This window comes from Corynebacterium curieae, from assembly GCF_027570035.1.
Classification (GTDB): Bacteria; Actinomycetota; Actinomycetes; order Mycobacteriales; family Mycobacteriaceae; genus Corynebacterium; species Corynebacterium curieae.
Window position 1 is genome coordinate 821028 of record NZ_JAKMUU010000001.1, and the last position, 16268, is coordinate 837295.

Genomic DNA, 16268 nt, shown 5'->3' on the forward strand with positions numbered 1-16268 from the left:
TAGGTAGTCTGGGACGCATGAGCGTACCTAACATCACCCTTAATGATGGCAATACCATCCCACAGCTGGGCTTCGGCGTCTTCCAAATGGATCCGGACAAGACCGAGGAGCTGGTAGCTGAGGCCCTGCGCGTGGGCTATCGCCATATCGATACCGCCGCAATCTATGACAATGAAGAAGGCGTAGGTAAGGCTATTGCCAACTCCGGCATCCCGCGCGAGGAACTTTTTGTTACCACCAAGCTGTGGAATGACCGCCAGACCGATGCCGCCGCGGCGCTCGATGAGTCTTTGGAAAAACTCGGCTTGGATTATGTGGATCTTTACCTCATCCATTGGCCTACGCCTGCAAAGGGCACGTACGTCGAGGCGTGGAAGCAACTCATTGAGTTGCAAAAGCAAGGCAAGGCAAAGTCCATTGGCGTGTCCAACTTCGAGCTGGAGCATTTGGAGCAATTGGAGCTAAAGACCGACGTCAAGCCTGCGGTGAATCAGGTTGAGCTTCACCCTTATTTGCAGCGCTGGCGCGAGCTGGATGCCTTCCGCGCCCATACCGTCTCCATCGAGGCGTGGGGCCCGCTGGGCCAGGGAAAGAGCGATATCTTGGAGGCCCCCGAGGTCACCGACGCCGCTGCTGCGCACGATGTCAGCCCGGCACAGGTGATCATCCGCTGGCACCTGCAAAACGGCGTGATCCTCTTCCCCAAGTCCGCTACCCCCTCGCGCATCGCGGAGAACTTCGACGTCTTCGGCTTTGAGCTAACCGAGGAAGAGATGGCCGCCATCACTGCTTTGGATGAGGGCGAAGAGGGGCGCGGCGGCCCGCACCCGAATGACATGAATGACGCCTAAAGCTTAGTGCCACGGCCGTGTCGGCCAAACTTGCCGAAGCGCACAAAGAATCGCCGCGGATCCCCGTAGGGTCCGCGGCGTTTGATATGCCGGATTTAGGCCTCCGGCAGCTCAGGAGCGATACCAGTGCGCTCGTATTCCGCCAAAATATCGATGCGGCGCTGGTGGCGCTCGGCGCGGGACCATTCCTGATCTAGGAAGGCGTCGACGATTTCCAGCGCTTGCTCCTCGGTGTGCATGCGGCCGCCAATGCCAATGAGCTGGGCGTTATTGTGTTCACGGGCCAAACGGGCGGTCTCTGCGGACCAAGCCAGGGCGCAACGAGCACCCTTGACCTTATTGGCAGCAATTTGCTCGCCATTGCCAGAACCGCCGAGCACAATGCCCAGGGAACCTGGATCATTGACGGTGCGTTGTGCAGCCTCAATGCAATATGCCGGGTAATCATCCTCGGCATCGTAGGTGTGGGCGCCACAATCAATAACCTCGTGGCCCTGCTTGGTCAGGTGTTCAGCAATCAGGTTCTTGGTTTCGAAACCTGCGTGGTCTGCTCCTAGATATACGCGCATGGCCCACATCCTACCGGCCCAGCGCGCGTTGAGGAGGCTAACTGCCCACCCTGTTTCGCATTACATATTCCTGATAAGCTCGCGAGCACATGGCAACACAATAAGGGAGGAAAGCTATTCCTATAACCAGACCAGTGCTCGTGTTTTACGGCGGCGGCCTACTTGCCTGGATCATCCTATTAGCTATCCAGGTTTTCGGCGGCGGAGGCTTCCTTTTGCCGCTTATCACCAGCATCCTAGCAACGTTGGCCCATGCGGGCTTGGGCACATGGTGGATTGCGCAGAAGGTGCGCGGTAATCCGCGGGCCAATGGAGGCGCAATAGCTGCCGGCATTATCGCGCTTCTCGCTGGAGTCTCGTGGGCCTCCTGGGTGGTCGTCGCTTGGGACGACTTTCAGGCCGGCATGGAACTTCCCTCTATCAATATCGCAGGTCTGCCGGCATTCATCTTGACCCCGCTGACCATCGCACTGTGCATCGGGGCCGCAATTCAGCTGCGCCGGCGCAAAAAGAGCACCCAGTAGCTACAAGAAACAGATTCTTTGGGTGGAAACTCCCCCTTTGCTTTTAGGCTGCCGGCAAAGATCAACTCGGTCACCGCTAACCATCGCTTTAAATCTAGAAATCAGAGGATTCATATCCAAAACAGGACAGGAAATTGCTAAGAATCAAGTAGCCTCTTAGTAAAGTCTGAAACTCTCCCTCAAAGGACTAGAGCATGAAAAAGCTACTTCCCATTCTCGTTACAACCACGCTTTTGATATCAGCATGTAGCGATTCAGGCGAAAGCTCCGAGACCACTTCGAGCACGACCAGCAGTAGTCCGTCGAGCACCACCACGTCCTCTACGACTAGCTCGACAAGTAGTGTCACTACCTCCTCATCTAGCGAGGTTACGCCTCCATCAGAGGTCGAAGAACCTGACGAAGAAGATGAGCACGACGATGACGATCTCCACGTACACGATAATCCGAACGCTGCATTGGGCTACTCAGATGAGGAAGAACAAGCTGAGCAAGCTCCTGCGGAAAAGACCGTTTCCTCTTGTGGAGACCCCTCAATTCATGAACGCGGCACGACGTTCTTCTCGGACGGCACCTCCGGCTGGACTCAACAGTGCTCAGATGAAATGGCCCCACAGGTTGCACAGCAATTCGTAGCACCGCCGGCCGAGCAACAAAACGACCCAGCACCAGCCGGTGGTGGATCTGGTCGAACCTGCGCCGAAATTGGGCACAAAGTCTATCCTGGCGACCCCGACTACTCGCCAGCACGAGATGAGGACGGCGACGGTGTGGGCTGCGAATCCTATCCGGGATAATGCATTCCCCGATTTATGCGGAGAATTAAAGACTAAGTAGGAGCAGGCAGGGAAACCACGCCCTACCTACCGGCATCCCTTAGCTTCTCCGCTTACCGCTGCTGAGATCGCAACCATTTCAGCCCCGCGAATCCAGCAGCAAGAGTGGGCAATTTAGCCCCCATGCTCCTACGGCAGAAGGGTCTGACTCACCAACGCCTTCTACTGGAGCGTGTGATGAGTAATGATCCTCGCTTTGGCTTACCTCTCCTCCACCTGCGGCATCTCGGTGCGGGAGCGCTTGAGTTCGAAGAAGTATGGGTACTGGGCAAGGCGCAGGGAGGCGTCGAAAAGCTCACCTGCTTCTTCCCCGGTAGGAATGCGGGTAATGACTGGACCGAAGAAAGCGGTCTCGCCCAGCTTGATAACCGGGGTTCCTACCTCGTCGCCCACGGAAGAGATACCGTTGTGGTGGTATTCGCGCAGCTTTTCGTCATAGTCTTCAGTATTGGCTACCTCGGCAAACTCGGCGGGAAGATCCACCTCCGCTAAGGCCTGCGCGATGATGTCGTCATAACCGCCAAAGCCGGTGCGCCCGCCATTGCCCTTGGCGTGAACCAGGGTGCCCATCGCAGTGTAGAGCTCGTCTACCTTCTCTGGACGCTCGGCCTTTACCTTGGCAAAGACGCGTGCTGGGCCCCAGTTGGCCTTCATCATGTCCATGTAGCTGGGGTCCAAATCGCGGCCGTCGTTAAGCACGGACAAAGACATCGGCTCGAACTCGACCTCAATATCACGGACCTTTTCTACCTCTTTAATCCAGCGAGAGGTGGCCCAAGCGAAGGGGCAGGATACGTCGAACCAGAACTTTACTGCATCAGCCATGATTACTCCTTTGATTGATAAAAGTTTGCCCCACCAGCCTAGGCACGGGACTACTGTGGATGCAGAACTATTTTCGGTACAGAAGGAGAATTTAGGCTATGACCTCCGTAAACCTTACTCGCACGGAAGCGGCAGAACGCTCCCAGATGATCGAGGTGGACCATTACGATGTCACTTTAGACCTCAAGTATTCGGATACCCATTTCCTCTCCACTACGAAGGTGAGCTTCACTTCGCGGGAGATCGGCTCCACTTTCATCGACCTGCGCGCCGAAGAAGTGCACGAGGTACGCCTTAACGGCAATCCGCTGCCCACGAATTCTTATAATCCCACCTACGGCATTCCGCTATCCGGCCTCCAGGTGGCCGATTACGCGCTGGAAGTCACCGCCAAGATCCCCTATTCACGCACCGGCGAAGGCCTGCACCGCTTTGTGGATCCCGCCGATGACAAGGTCTACCTCTATACGCAATTTGAAACCGCCGACGCCAAGCGCGTCTTTGCTTGTTTTGACCAACCGGATATGAAGGCCACCTATGCGCTGCACTTCAAGGCGCCTGAAGACTGGTCCATCATCACCAATGGCCCGGTAAACTGGGAAGGCGATGTAGCCAGTACGACCATCGATTACCCACTATCGACCTACCTGGTAGCCCTATGCGCCGGCCCTTACCACAAGGTCACCGATACCTGGCGCGGCGAGCTTACCGCTCACCCGGAAGGCAAGCCGGCCCAAAAACTAGAGGTGCCGCTAGGCATTTACTGCCGAGACTCCCTCGCCGATGCGCTCGATGCCGAGCGCCTATTTACCGAAACCAAGCAGGGCTTTGATTTCTACCACCGCAATTTCGGCTTCCCCTATCCCTTTGGCAAGTATGACCAGATCTTCGTGCCCGAGTTCAACGCCGGCGCGATGGAAAACGCCGGGTGCGTCACCATCCGCGATGAGTATGTCTTTACCTCCCAGGCCACGCACTATAAGTACGAGCGCCGCGCAGACACCATCCTGCACGAACTAGCCCATATGTGGTTCGGTGACCTCGTCACCATGCAGTGGTGGGATGATCTGTGGCTCAACGAGTCCTTCGCCACTTGGTCCGCCGCTATCTCCCAAGCGGAGGAAACCGAATACGATACTGCATGGGTCACCTTTGCCAATGTGGAGAAGTCCTGGGCGTATCAGCAGGATCAGCTGCCTACCACCCACCCGATTTCCACCGATGCCAGCGATATCGAGACCGTGGAGCAGAACTTCGACGGCATCACCTATGCCAAGGGCGCTTCCGTGCTGAAGCAACTGCAGGCCTATGTCGGCCGCGAAAACTTCCTCGCCGGAGTGCGCCGCCACTTTGCCGCCCATGCGTGGGGCAATGCCACCTTTGATGATCTGCTGGGCCACCTCGAAGATGCCTCCGGCCGCGACCTTTCCTTCTGGGCGCAGCAGTGGCTGAAGACCTCCGGCATCAATACGCTCAGCGTAGCGCTCAACGCGGATGAATCCGGCAACATCACTCATGCCTATCTCACCCAGAGCGGCGATACTTTGCGCACCCACCGCGTAGCGGTGGGCCTGTACAACCTGCAGGAAGGCCGGGTGGTGCGCACCGAACGCATCGAGATGGATATCGATGGCGCCTCCACCGAGATCCCTGAGCTCATTGGCCGCCCACTGGCCGATATCGATTTCTTGCTGCCCAATGACGATGATCTGACTTACTGCCTTATCGAGCTGGATCCGGGCTCACTGCAGTTCCTGCTGGATAACATCGATAAGTTTGCAGATCCCATGGCCCGCACCCTGTGCTGGTCCACCGCGTGGGAGATGACCCGCGCCGGAAATATGCGCGCCCGCGATTTCATCCAGCTGGTAGCCCGCGGCATGCAGGCCGAGACCGAGCTTGCAGTCCTCGAGCGCATTGTCCTGCAGGCCTCTAGCGCGCTGAAGAACTACGCCGATCCACAGTGGGCCGCCCAAAGCACCCTGCTTGCCGACGCCCTCCTCGACGGCGCCCGCAGCACCGATGCCCAACGCTCCATCATCTGCACCCAGGCGCTGGCAAAAATTCGTCTGCACGATAGTGCGCGCGACTACCTGCGCGGCGTACTGGAATCTTCTGCGGATGCAGGGCTGCGTTGGTCCGCACTGGCTGCACTCGCCGCCGATGGCCAGGTAGACGACGTCCCTGCCGCCGCGGATGCGCAACTTGAGCGCGATAATTCCGCTACCGGCTATTACTCTTCCCTGCGCGCCCGTGCCGCGGTAGCAACCGCGGAGAACAAGCGCACAGTATGGGAGGACATCGTGGCGGGTAACCTCACCAACCGCGAGCTAACCTCCAAACTAGAGGGTTTGCTCTATCCGCATGCCGATAAGTTCCTCCCCACCGCCGAGTTCTTCGATATTGCGGAAAAGGTATGGGCTTCCCAATCGTCTGAGGTGGCGCTGACCACCGTGACGGGCCTCTTCCCTTCTTGGGATATCACCCAGAAAGGCCTGGACCGTGCTGATGCTTTCTTGGATAAGGATTTGCCCGGAGGTCTGCGCCGCACGGTAACCGAGCAGCGCGACCGCGTGGCCCGCGCGCTGCGCAACCGCCAAATAGACGCTGGTTAAGTATTTTCTCCTGCGCCGCGGCCCGTGCTCGGCTCCGGCGCGGGTTCATCCCCCATTATCGCTTCTACGTTGACGATATCCGAGCGCAAAGACGCCTCTATATAGGCAATGGCTCTCCCCGCCTCATCTTTTAGCAGCCGCACGAACCGAAGCAGTGGGTGCGAACGGCTCACCTGCAGTAATTTCTGTTCCTCCATGCGAGCGGTGGCGGCGCTAATATTTTCGCGTTTGAACGCGGGCTTCAAGTTATAACCGGCTAGTACTTCCATAATGGATTCGTGCAGGTCACACTGGTCGAGGTCGGGAACCATAGAGGCTGGGATGGTATAGCGCGAAAGGGCCACGGGTGCGTCATCAACGAAAAATAATCGCTTGATTTCCCATACAAAGGTGGACTCGTCTACCGCCAGCACCGCAGCCGCGCCTTTTGCCACAGGCTCCTTGTTTACCGATACCACTCTTACGACGGTGTCGTGGCCTTGTTCGCGCAGCTGGGTGACGATCCCCTCTTTGCTGGTTAGGCTCAGCGTAGGGGCAACCGTGCGCACGTAGGTGCCGCCACTGCGCCCGCGGCGGCGATCGATGAGGCCTTCTACTTCCAAGATGTCTAAAGCATGGCGCACGGTCATGCGCGCGACATGAAATTCTTGAACTAATTCGCGTTCAGTAGGCAAACGCTGACCGGGCGCTAGTTCATGGCGGGCAATCTTTTCGCGCAGGGAATCGGAGATAAGGAGATAGGCGGGCCGTTTAGGGCTTTGGGAAGTCACGGCCCTCGAGTGTAGTGGACAAACTGAACCTCAACCCCATTAATGTGTGATGTGTGTTACCAAAACTCGCACTGCTATTTGCGCAAATTAAGTTCAATTCGCGGCCTGACCTGGAGTTCCGTCAGCTGCGTAGTAGGCCCTGCGTCCACCACGGTACGAATGGCACGGGCCACCTCGGCTGGCGCGATAACTTGTGAGGGATCGTAGTCCTGCAGACCCTGCAGCATCGGAGTATCGGTAGGCCCTGGCGCTACGGAAGAGACGCGAATGCCCGGCTCAGAGATGCGCAATCCGTCTGCCAGCGCATAGAGCGCGTGCTTCGTGGCCGCATAGACTACGTTATCGCCATAACTATGTCGGCCGGCACCAGAATTGATAAATACTACGGTGCCTTCGGCCTTGCGCAGCTGCGGAAGAAGGGCGCGGGTGACCTCAGCAGGAGCATGCACATTGAGATCCATATGCGCGCGCCAGTTTTCTGGCGTGGCTTCTTCCACAGAATACTTGGTGGCCCGCGCAGCGGCGTGCACGAGTACGTCCACCCGATCCAATTCCGGCAGCGCCATGCCTTCATCAAGTCCGGCTACCAAGTCAATGGCTACCGGCGTAATGGAGGGCGATTCGGGCAGATCCGCCGCGCTTCGGCCCAAAGCGTAGACGTGGTGATCGCGTGCCAAATCGGCAATAATTTCCCGGCCCATGCCGCCGGTGGCGCCGGTGACAACGGCGACCCTCTGCGGAGCTTCGGTATCCGGGCTAGCTTGTGCGGTGGCATTCGAAGAATTAGTCATGCCACCCCATCATAGGGAACCTTCCTCCTCGTTACCGCTGCCCGGTTATCAACGGCTAACGGAACCGCTTGGGCACATCCGGCTGGCCCAGAGTAAGCATCAAGCGATTGGCCCAGTTGAAGAAGGACGAGGCGTAGATGAGGTCCAAGATGGACTGGTCATCGAATCCGACCGTGCGCAAGTCCGCGCATAGTTGTGCATCGAAGGCAAAGGGGGTTTCGGTCAGCGCTACGGCCGCGCGGCGGATAAGGTCCCACTTTTCGGATCCGAGGTCCGCTTCGATGCCTTCGTCCAAGAGGCGGTCAACGATCTCACGATCGCCGCCTTCCTGGACGCACCGCGCCTGGTGTACAGAGGCGCAATACTCACAACCGTTGTAGCGCGAAGCCACGGTGGCGGCGAGTTCGCGGTCCGCGCGGGAAAGGCCGCCTTCGGTGTTATAGAAGATGTCCAGGTCGGTCAACGTACGCGCCTTCAAGGCAGCGGGGTCGCGGGCGAGTAGGCGGAAGTACTCGGAGTCGATGCGTTCTGGTTTGATAAGGGCATCGGTATGCGCATCGGTAAAGTCTTTCTTCGCCAAGGCCTCTACCCAGGGCTTCCACCCCAGGGAGTGGTTGACAAAGTGGTCTGGCAACACGGTATCGGGCTGCAGAGTATTCGCGGTAGCCTCCCAGCCTGGGTCGGCTACACCAGCGGCACGCTCGGCTGCGGGGCGGGCAGCGGAGTCCTCGCCAGACAGTACGCGCAGGCCGTGGACCACGCGTAGCTGGAAGGCCAGAAAGGCCGCCAGCTGAGACAAGCTGACGATATCCGTAGCGGACCATCCGGCGGAATCCAGGTGCCCAATCGCCTCCGGAGAGGCATCCTTCGGGTGGAAGGCCAAAAGGTGGGCCCAATCGAGGGCGGCGGCCAAGCGCTCACCCAATACGCTCCCTGCAGCGGTATCGCCAAAGATAAGGAAGTCGCCCTGCTGATACGGGCCGGTGGACACGCCGCGCTGGCTAGCGGTACGCACGGCAGCGACGAGGTCCGCATCGGCTTCGTCGCTAAGTAGATCGAAATAGAAGTCCGCAGCCTCGCCGGTCTGATAAATCGCGGCGGTAAAGGCCGCTACGGCATAGCGCTCGGCATAGGAAAATTCGCCTGGTTCCGCGGGTTCTAGCAAAGCGCTAAAACTCAGCTGCGCATTTTCCTGCGCATCGTGGCGAGCACGACGCAGCCGCTGCACCTCGGCGCTGGCGTGGGAAAGTTCATTAATAATATCGGTCATATCCTCAATCCAACCTTTCTGGGGCGGGGTTTATAGCCCCAAGTTTAGGTCCCCGGCACGGTAGCGGGAGCCGGGGATGGCATCTATCAGCTGGCGGGTGTAGTCGGTTTCCGGCTGTGCAAAGACCTGGGCTGTCGGCCCGGATTCCACTTGTTTGCCGCGGGAAAGCACGGAGACGGTATCGGAGATCTGGTTGACAACCGCAAGATCGTGCGAGATGAAGATATAGGTAAGCTCCAGCTCGCGCTGCAGCTCATCAAGCAGGCGCAGGATCTGTGCCTGCACGGTAACATCGAGCGCGGACACGGCCTCATCGAGCACCACGAGTTCGGGCTCAATGATCATGGCGCGGGCGATGGCCACGCGCTGGCGCTGACCGCCGGAGAGTTCGGTGGGGCGGCGGGATGCCATAGAGGAATCTAGGGCCACCAAATCGAGGAATTCCCGTGCCTTCGCGCGGGCATCGCGTTTGGAAGCGCCGGTGAAATTGCGCACCGGCTCGGCGATGGTATCGCCGATGCTAAAGCGCGGGTCGAGCGAGCCAAAGGGATTTTGGTACACCATCTGGATGGAGCGGCGCAGCTCGCGGCGGCGTGTACCTCGGGCAGTGCTGATGTCTTCACCGGCCAAGCGAATGCTGCCGGAGGTCGGCGTGCTCAACAAGGAGATAGCACGCCCAGTCGTGGTCTTACCGGAACCGGACTCGCCTACCAAGGCGTGGGTGGTGCCACGGGCAACGGAAAAATTAATGTCATCCACGGCAGTAAAATCCCCGAAGTGTTGACTAAGTCCTTCCACCTCGAGCAAGGTTTCATGCTGTGCTGACGCGGCGGCGCGCACCGGAGATGCGGCCTGTGAGGGGGTAGGGGCGGTGAGCGAGGGGGCGTCGGCAAGCAGGCGCTTGGAGTAGGCATGCTGGGGATCGGTGAGGACGCGGGCGGCAACGCCAGACTCGCGGACGGTGCCCTTTTCCATCACCACGATGTTATTCGCCCGGTCGCCCGCCACGGCCAGATCATGCGTGATAAAGAGAATGCCCATGGTCAGCTCCTCGCGCATCTCATCGAGGAGATCCAAGATGATCTTCTGCACGGTGACATCCAGCGCGGACGTGGGCTCATCGGCGATGATGAGCTCCGGCTCCAATGCCACAGCCGCGGCGATAAGCACGCGCTGCTTCATTCCGCCGGAAAGCTCATGTGGGTATTGGTGATAGCGGCGCTGCGGATCATCGATGCCCACGCGCTCCAAGAGCTCCAAAGCCCTCTTCTTGCGGGAGGCTTTATCGCCCTGCGCGTGGATGGCCATGCCCTCTTCCACGGCGGCGCCGATGGTCTTGAGCGGGTTGAGCGAATTATTCGGATCCTGCGGGATCAAACCAATGCGGCGACCGCGCAGCTCCCGCCACTGCTTTTGGGAATACTGCGTGACGTCGCGGCCGTCGAAAGTAATGCTGCCGGAAACAATCGAGGCATTATCCGGCAGCAGGCCAATGGCGGCCATGGCGGAGGTGGACTTGCCGGATCCGGATTCGCCAACGATGGCAGTCATTTCACCGGGGTTTACCTCCAGCTCCATGCCGCTTACCGCCTCCACCTCACCATGGGCGGTGCGGTAGGTAATGGATAGATCACTAATGCTAAGCAGGGACATTAGGCCGCCTTTCGCAGTGTCTGGCTGAGGTGATTGGCCGCGAGGACCACGGCGACGATGACGATTCCAGGGGCGATGGTCAGCCAGCCGGCCGTGGCGATGTAGTCGCGCGATTCAGAGATGAGCAGGCCCCATTCCGGGGTTGGGGGCGGAGCGCCATAGCCGAGGAAGCCGAGGGTGGCTAGCTGCAAAATGGCCAGGCCGAATTGCAGGGCGGCTACGGCGAAAACCGCGGTGAGTGAGTTGGGAAGAATATGGCGCACCAGCACTTGGAAGGAAGAACCGCCGGAGCCATAGGCGGCCTCAACGAAATCGGAGCCGGCGACGCTGAGCACCTGGGAACGCGCGAGGCGCGCGAAGGTGGCCACGGAGGTAATGCCAACGGCGATGGCGGCATTGAAGATGCCGTGTCCGAGCACAATGATGACGGACAGCGAGAGCAACAGGCCGGGAATGGACAGCAGCACATCCACGATGCGCATAATGACGACATCGATCCAGCCGCGGCGCACTCCGGCAATAATGCCCAAGATGGTGCCGACGAAGAGGCCGAAAAGTACGGCCAGCAGAGCGCCGAGTAGGGACTGACGCGCGCCGTAGACCACACGGGTATAGAGATCCCGGCCGACGGCATCGGTGCCGAACCAGTGCTGGAAGCTAGGTTGGAGCAGCGCCGTGGTGTCACCTCCCTGGTTCGGGTCTTGGGAGGTAAACAGTTGCGGGAACAGCGCGCAAAGCACCGCGACGCCCAGCACAATAAGCGCGAGAGTATGTTGCCCGGGGTGAGCTTCAGCTGTGTGGATTTGAGCTTCATGCTTGGACCTTCTTCTCGTGCGTTGCAGGGGTGTCGGTGTCGGTGGTGGTGGCAGCGGGGCTGCCAGATGCAGTGTCGTGCTCGCGCTCGCGCAGGCGCACGTCGAGCACTGGGTAGAGCAGGTCCACAATGAGATTGATGAGAACAAAGACGGTGGCGGCGAGCACCACAATGGCCAGCAGCACTGAGGTATCGCGGTTGGCCACCGCATCTACGGTCAGCGCGCCGATGCCGTGGCGAGCAAAAACCGCTTCCGTAACCACGGAGCCGCCGACGAGCTCACCAAAGGTAAGGCCGGCCATGGTCAGCGCTGGCAGTAGCGCGTTACGCAGGACATTGCGCCACAGCAACCAGGCGCCGCTAGCGCCTTTGGCACGCACCACCTGCACGAAGGACATATCCATTACCTCATCGATGGAGCGCAGCAGGACCTGTGCCAACGGCGCGGCTACAAAAATGGCGAGGGTGATTACCGGAAGGATGAGGTTTTGGGCGTCGCTCGCGCCAATGACCGGTACCCAGCCTAAGCCAAAGGAAAAGATCTGGATCAAGATGATGCCGATCCAGAAGGTAGGCAGGGAGACCATAACGGAAGGCAGGCTACGGAAGAAGCTGCGCAGCCAGGAAAATGGGCCGAAGGTGGAGACAATTGCTACGAGGAAAGCTAGGGCCACGCCTACGAGGAAGGCGAGGACGGCCAGCGCCAGCGTTGAGGGCAGGGCATCTGCCAGCATCTCCGATACGGCGGCACCGGTGGCGACAGAAAAGCCAAAGTCACCGGTAAGGAATCCCCCGAGGGCACTGAAGTAGCGGCTTAAGATCGGTTCATCGGCGCCGTAAACTTCGCGAATGGTGGCCAGCTGCTCGGCGTTGAGTCCTAGGTTGGGGTTGTCATAGCGGGAAGCGACGGCATCGCCAGGCAAGGCCGCCAAGAGAATGAAGGAAAGGGTGAAGGTTGCCCAGATGACGAGTACGGCTTGGCCGATGCGCAGGGCAATGGTTTTCAGGCTCATGGTTTAGTCCTCCCCTTCCGTGGGGTTGATGTCTACCGCATAGAACGATGGGCGGCCGATGGCCTCGGTACTAAAACCTTCGATATAGGGCTGGAAACCGTAGACCTGCGGCTCTTCAAACATGGGCAGGATATAGGCCTGCTCAGACAGGTAGTCCTGCATCCTGCCGGTCATGGCCAGGCGGTCTTTTTCGCTGCTGAGGTCGAAGTAGTCCTTCACCAGTTTCTGCAGCTTCTCATCGCCAAAGCTATCGGTCTTCTCGTCATAGTTGAGGAAAGAATTGCGCCCGGTGCCATCCAGCCACGTTGCCAAGGTGTCCACGTTGGCGCGGCCGGTCATGGTGTGGCGCACCTGCACGGTGTCTTGGTCCTTCATGGCCTTTTGTTGCGCGGAACGATCACCTGGGTTGAGGTTGGCTTCAATGCCGACGTTCTTCAACATCTCCTGGGCCTTGGTGAACATTTCTTTAGAGCGCGGCTGCGGGACGGCCTCATTAAAGGTCACGGAAAGGCGCTTACCATCCTTTTCACGGATGCCATCTTCTCCTGGGCGCCAGCCAGAGGCGTCGAGCAGGCGCTTAGATTCCTCTGGATCAAAGTTATAGTTCGTGGACTGATCCTTATAGCCAATGGCCGTCTTGGCCAGGATCGACGTGCCCTTGGGGTAGGAATCAGAAAAGAGGGTATCCAGGATATTATCGCGGTCGATAGCGTGAATGATGGCTTGGCGTACGCGCTTATCCGCCAAGAGTGGGTGGCGGAAGTGGAAGTGGAAGCTATTGTTCACTCCACGGGTGGGCGCGGCGAAAATCTGCAGGTATTGATCCTTCAGGTGCTTCTCGTCGGGGGCTTCGATCTGGCGCGCGACATCGGACTGGCCGGCCACAAGCGAACCCACGCGCACGGAGTCTTCGGCCGCGAGCACGATATTGATGCCCTCAATATCGGCTGGGCCCTGGTGATCCTTGCGGGCCGGCGGCGCCCAGTCGTAGTCTTCCCGCTTCTTGAGCACCAACTTGGTGCCCAATTCCTCTTCTTCAATAACAAAGGGCCCAGAACCGGATATCTCGGTGGCGTTGCCCGGCGCGAAGCCGGTGTCATCTAGATCCAGGGTGGCGTTAGACAGCAGGCCCTGGTTCATCACGGAGGTGGACTGCGGGAAGCCCGGGGAAGGCTCGCTGAAGTAGAACTTCACCGTGTAGTCATCAATAACCTCAGACTTTTCATAATTGGGCAGCTGCTCCGAAGGCGTGAGCATGCGGTCTTCATCGCCTAGGGCATAGAGGTCATAGTTCTTCTTCACGTTCGCAGCATCTAGGCGGGAGCCATCGGAGTAGGTCACGCCTTTGCGAATCTTGAAGGTGAACTCGGTGTTGTCCTTATTTGCCTTGGGCATCTCCTCCGCAATCCACGGGTGCAGCTCGAGGGTATCCGGGTCCTGCCAAAGCAGGCGGTCCGTGATGTTATTGAGCACGCCGCCGTTAGGGTAATAGCCGCCGGAGGGTGGATAGAGGTTATTGAACATATTGGGCTCGACATAGGTGACCATGCCATCTTCCGCGGCGTGGGTAGTAGTGGCGCACGAGGTTAGCGAGAGAGCTAGCGCGCTGCTGGCCAGGACCGCGGCCGCAGGCCGCAGGAGCCGAGAAAGTTGCTTCATAAAAGCTCGAGTTCCTTTAAGTCTAAAGTAGTACTCGCCCATTAGACCACACTCCTTCTCTCAAATACAAGACCGGACTGTCTACCTCATTACCTGGCAAAACAACAGTTCATAAATCCGCTTATAGACCTTCTGGTCTATTTTATTCTTACTACCGGGTCCGATGTTCCTGGAAAGGTCTGAATGTGGCACGATAGAAAGTATGTCTACTCCAGCTATCGCGATCGTCGGTATGGGCCCGCGCGGCATTTCCATCCTGGAACGCCTCTCCGCCCGCATGGACGATTCCAGCGACCCCATTACCGTCCACCTCATTGATGACGCCCAGCATGGCGCCGGCCGCATTTGGGGAACGGATCAAACCAAAACCCTGTGCATGAATACCCGCGCCGGCGCGGTCACCCTTTTCACCGAGCCCGGCTCCACAGTGGATGCCCCTGTGCTCGAAGGCCCCATTCAGTACGAGTGGATTAAGCTCCTGCGCGGCGATGGCGATACTGTCCCCGCGGCCAAGCGCGAGCTTTTTGAGCAGCATCCTCCGGCCGCACATATTGCGGAGGACTACCGCGAGGAGCTTGCCGCCACCCGCCCGGAGTCAAATCCTTCCCGCGCTCTTTATGGCGAATACCTGCGCTGGGTTTATGACGTGGTCATCGCGCGCCTGCCTAAGAGCATTTCCACTGTTAATCACTTCAGCAGGTTGGAGACCATCACTGAGGACGAGGGCGTAGACGTGCTCCATCTGGCCGATGGCTCCGAGGTGCGTGCCGATGCCACGGTGCTGGCCTATGGCTGGATGGTTCCGGAATACAACGAACAGGAAAAGCGGCTAGCGGCCTCCGGCCTGACCTGGATTGCCCCTGATAACCCGGTAGAGCAAGACTATGCGGCCATTCCCGGCGGCGAGGACGTGCTGGTGCGCGGGTTAGGCATGGGCTTTTATGACATCATGGCGCTAACCACCATCGAGCGCGGCGGCACGTTCGTGGAGGATTCTTCCGCGCGCTCCGGCCTGCGCTATGAGCCCTGCGGCAAGGAACCCAATTTCATTATTTCCTCCGGCCGCGGCTACCCCTACCACCCTAAGTCCGAATACGGCGAGCTGCCGCCGACCATGCCGCGCCGCCGCCTGAAGGACGTCATTGCGAAGCTCAGCGGCACCCAGGACATCGACTTCGACGCCCAGGTCTGGCCTGCCATTGCGCGCGACAGCTACGAGGCTTATATCACTACCTTGGAGCGCGTGCGCCCGGAGTCGCTTCTGCGCCCACGCACGGAAATCCTCGAGACCATCGATGCTACCGCCCCGGATGAGCTGGGCGCGGCCATTGCGCCCATGGTCACCGAACCGTGGGACATGAACGATCTCATGTACCAGATTGCCGGGTTTACCGGGGACATCGATGAGCTCACCGAGCACATTGCCCAGTCCATGGAAGGTGATATCCGGGAGGCCGCCGCCGGCCATGACTCTCCTATCAAAGCCGCGCTGTGGTCGCTATCGCAATCGCGCAAGCCGGCCTCCATCCTTGGCGCAGAGGGCCGCTACACCCGCGAGTCCCGCACCGGCCGCTACAGTCAGGTCATGTCCTTTGGCCAGATGATCGGCTCCGGCCCACCACTCTTCCGCGTGCGCCAGTTGCTCGCGCTGGTCGACGCCGGCTTGGCCCACTTCCTAGGCGATCACCCCACCGTGTCCATCGAGGCCGATCACTTTACCCTGACCTCCGGCCCGCGCTCGGCTTCTGCGCCCACGCTTGTCGACGCCTTTATGCACCGCCCCGATATCCGCACCGCCGGCGATGCCATGACGCGCTGCTTGGTGGATTCCGGCCGCGTGCGCCCCTTCCCCGATCACGGCCAACCCACCGGCTCCCCAGAGACCGATGGGGCTACCCGCCGCACTGTTCACCCGAACGGCGAGCTGGACGCACGCCTGCACATCGTGGGCATACCCACCTATTCCCAGTGGCCGGATACCACCATTTCCCCGATGCCGGGCACCGACCCACTCATGTTGCAGGAAACCGACAAGACCGCTGGTTCCCTCCTCGCCGTGGTGCGCTCCTAGCCACCAC

The 16268-nt window shown here is 59.3% G+C and carries 14 protein-coding genes; 5 read left to right on the plus strand and 9 right to left on the minus strand.

Annotated features, from left to right (window positions below; genetic code table 11):
• Positions 1-17 precede the first annotated feature (17 nt).
• The gene (locus L8V01_RS03790; protein ID WP_269945801.1) at positions 18-851 is read left to right on the plus strand and encodes an aldo/keto reductase; all 834 of its coding nucleotides are present in this window, start codon (positions 18-20) and stop codon (positions 849-851) included.
• Positions 852-946: 95 nt separating this feature from the next.
• Here the strand turns inward: L8V01_RS03790 and L8V01_RS03795 are convergent, their stop codons facing one another.
• Entirely contained in the window at positions 947-1420 is a 474-nt protein-coding gene (locus L8V01_RS03795; RefSeq protein WP_269945802.1) for a ribose-5-phosphate isomerase, read from the minus strand.
• Positions 1421-1554: 134 nt separating this feature from the next.
• Between L8V01_RS03795 and L8V01_RS03800 the strand changes: the two genes are divergently transcribed.
• Complete coding sequence (locus L8V01_RS03800; protein WP_269945803.1) at positions 1555-1944, plus strand: MFS transporter; 390 nt, start codon at positions 1555-1557, stop codon at positions 1942-1944.
• 194 nt (positions 1945-2138) lie between these two features.
• The gene (locus L8V01_RS03805) at positions 2139-2741 is read left to right on the plus strand and encodes an excalibur calcium-binding domain-containing protein (protein WP_269945804.1); all 603 of its coding nucleotides are present in this window, start codon (positions 2139-2141) and stop codon (positions 2739-2741) included.
• A 240-nt stretch (positions 2742-2981) separates the two neighbouring features.
• Here L8V01_RS03805 and L8V01_RS03810 read toward each other — a convergent pair whose 3' ends face one another.
• Complete coding sequence (locus L8V01_RS03810; protein ID WP_269945805.1) at positions 2982-3605, minus strand: mycothiol-dependent nitroreductase Rv2466c family protein; 624 nt, start codon at positions 3603-3605, stop codon at positions 2982-2984.
• A 98-nt stretch (positions 3606-3703) separates the two neighbouring features.
• On the opposite strand from L8V01_RS03810, the gene pepN reads away from it, so the two are divergent.
• Positions 3704-6220, plus strand: coding sequence for an aminopeptidase N (pepN, locus tag L8V01_RS03815; protein WP_269945806.1), 2517 nt, complete (start codon positions 3704-3706; stop codon positions 6218-6220).
• Here pepN and L8V01_RS03820 read toward each other — a convergent pair.
• The 7 genes from L8V01_RS03820 to L8V01_RS03850 all read right to left on the minus strand — a co-directional run bounded on the left by L8V01_RS03820 (position 6217) and on the right by L8V01_RS03850 (position 14190).
• A complete protein-coding gene (locus L8V01_RS03820) occupies positions 6217-6990 on the minus strand; it encodes a GntR family transcriptional regulator (RefSeq protein WP_269945807.1) in 774 nt (257 codons plus the stop codon). The two genes, pepN and L8V01_RS03820, sit on opposite strands and share 4 nt — an antisense overlap.
• A 74-nt stretch (positions 6991-7064) precedes the next feature.
• A complete protein-coding gene (locus L8V01_RS03825) occupies positions 7065-7781 on the minus strand; it encodes an SDR family oxidoreductase (protein ID WP_269945808.1) in 717 nt (238 codons plus the stop codon).
• A gap of 55 nt (positions 7782-7836) precedes the next feature.
• Entirely contained in the window at positions 7837-9051 is a 1215-nt protein-coding gene (locus L8V01_RS03830; protein ID WP_269945809.1) for an alkylhydroperoxidase domain protein, read from the minus strand.
• 30 nt (positions 9052-9081) lie between these two features.
• Positions 9082-10704, minus strand: a complete 1623-nt coding sequence (locus L8V01_RS03835; protein ID WP_269945810.1) for a dipeptide ABC transporter ATP-binding protein — start codon at positions 10702-10704, stop codon at positions 9082-9084.
• Positions 10704-11459, minus strand: a complete 756-nt coding sequence (locus L8V01_RS03840) for an ABC transporter permease (RefSeq protein ID WP_420869455.1) — start codon at positions 11457-11459, stop codon at positions 10704-10706. The genes L8V01_RS03835 and L8V01_RS03840 overlap by 1 nt, the downstream gene beginning before the upstream one ends.
• Positions 11460-11514: 55 nt before the next feature.
• On the minus strand, positions 11515-12531 hold the full coding sequence (locus L8V01_RS03845; RefSeq protein ID WP_269945811.1) for an ABC transporter permease: 1017 nt from the start codon (positions 12529-12531) through the stop codon (positions 11515-11517).
• Between the two features lie 3 nt (positions 12532-12534).
• The gene (locus L8V01_RS03850) at positions 12535-14190 is read right to left on the minus strand and encodes a TIGR04028 family ABC transporter substrate-binding protein (RefSeq protein ID WP_269945812.1); all 1656 of its coding nucleotides are present in this window, start codon (positions 14188-14190) and stop codon (positions 12535-12537) included.
• 202 nt (positions 14191-14392) lie between these two features.
• Here L8V01_RS03850 and L8V01_RS03855 point away from each other — a divergent pair, with 202 nt between their 5' ends.
• A complete protein-coding gene (locus L8V01_RS03855; protein ID WP_269945813.1) occupies positions 14393-16261 on the plus strand; it encodes an FAD/NAD(P)-binding protein in 1869 nt (622 codons plus the stop codon).
• Positions 16262-16268: the final 7 nt, after the last annotated feature.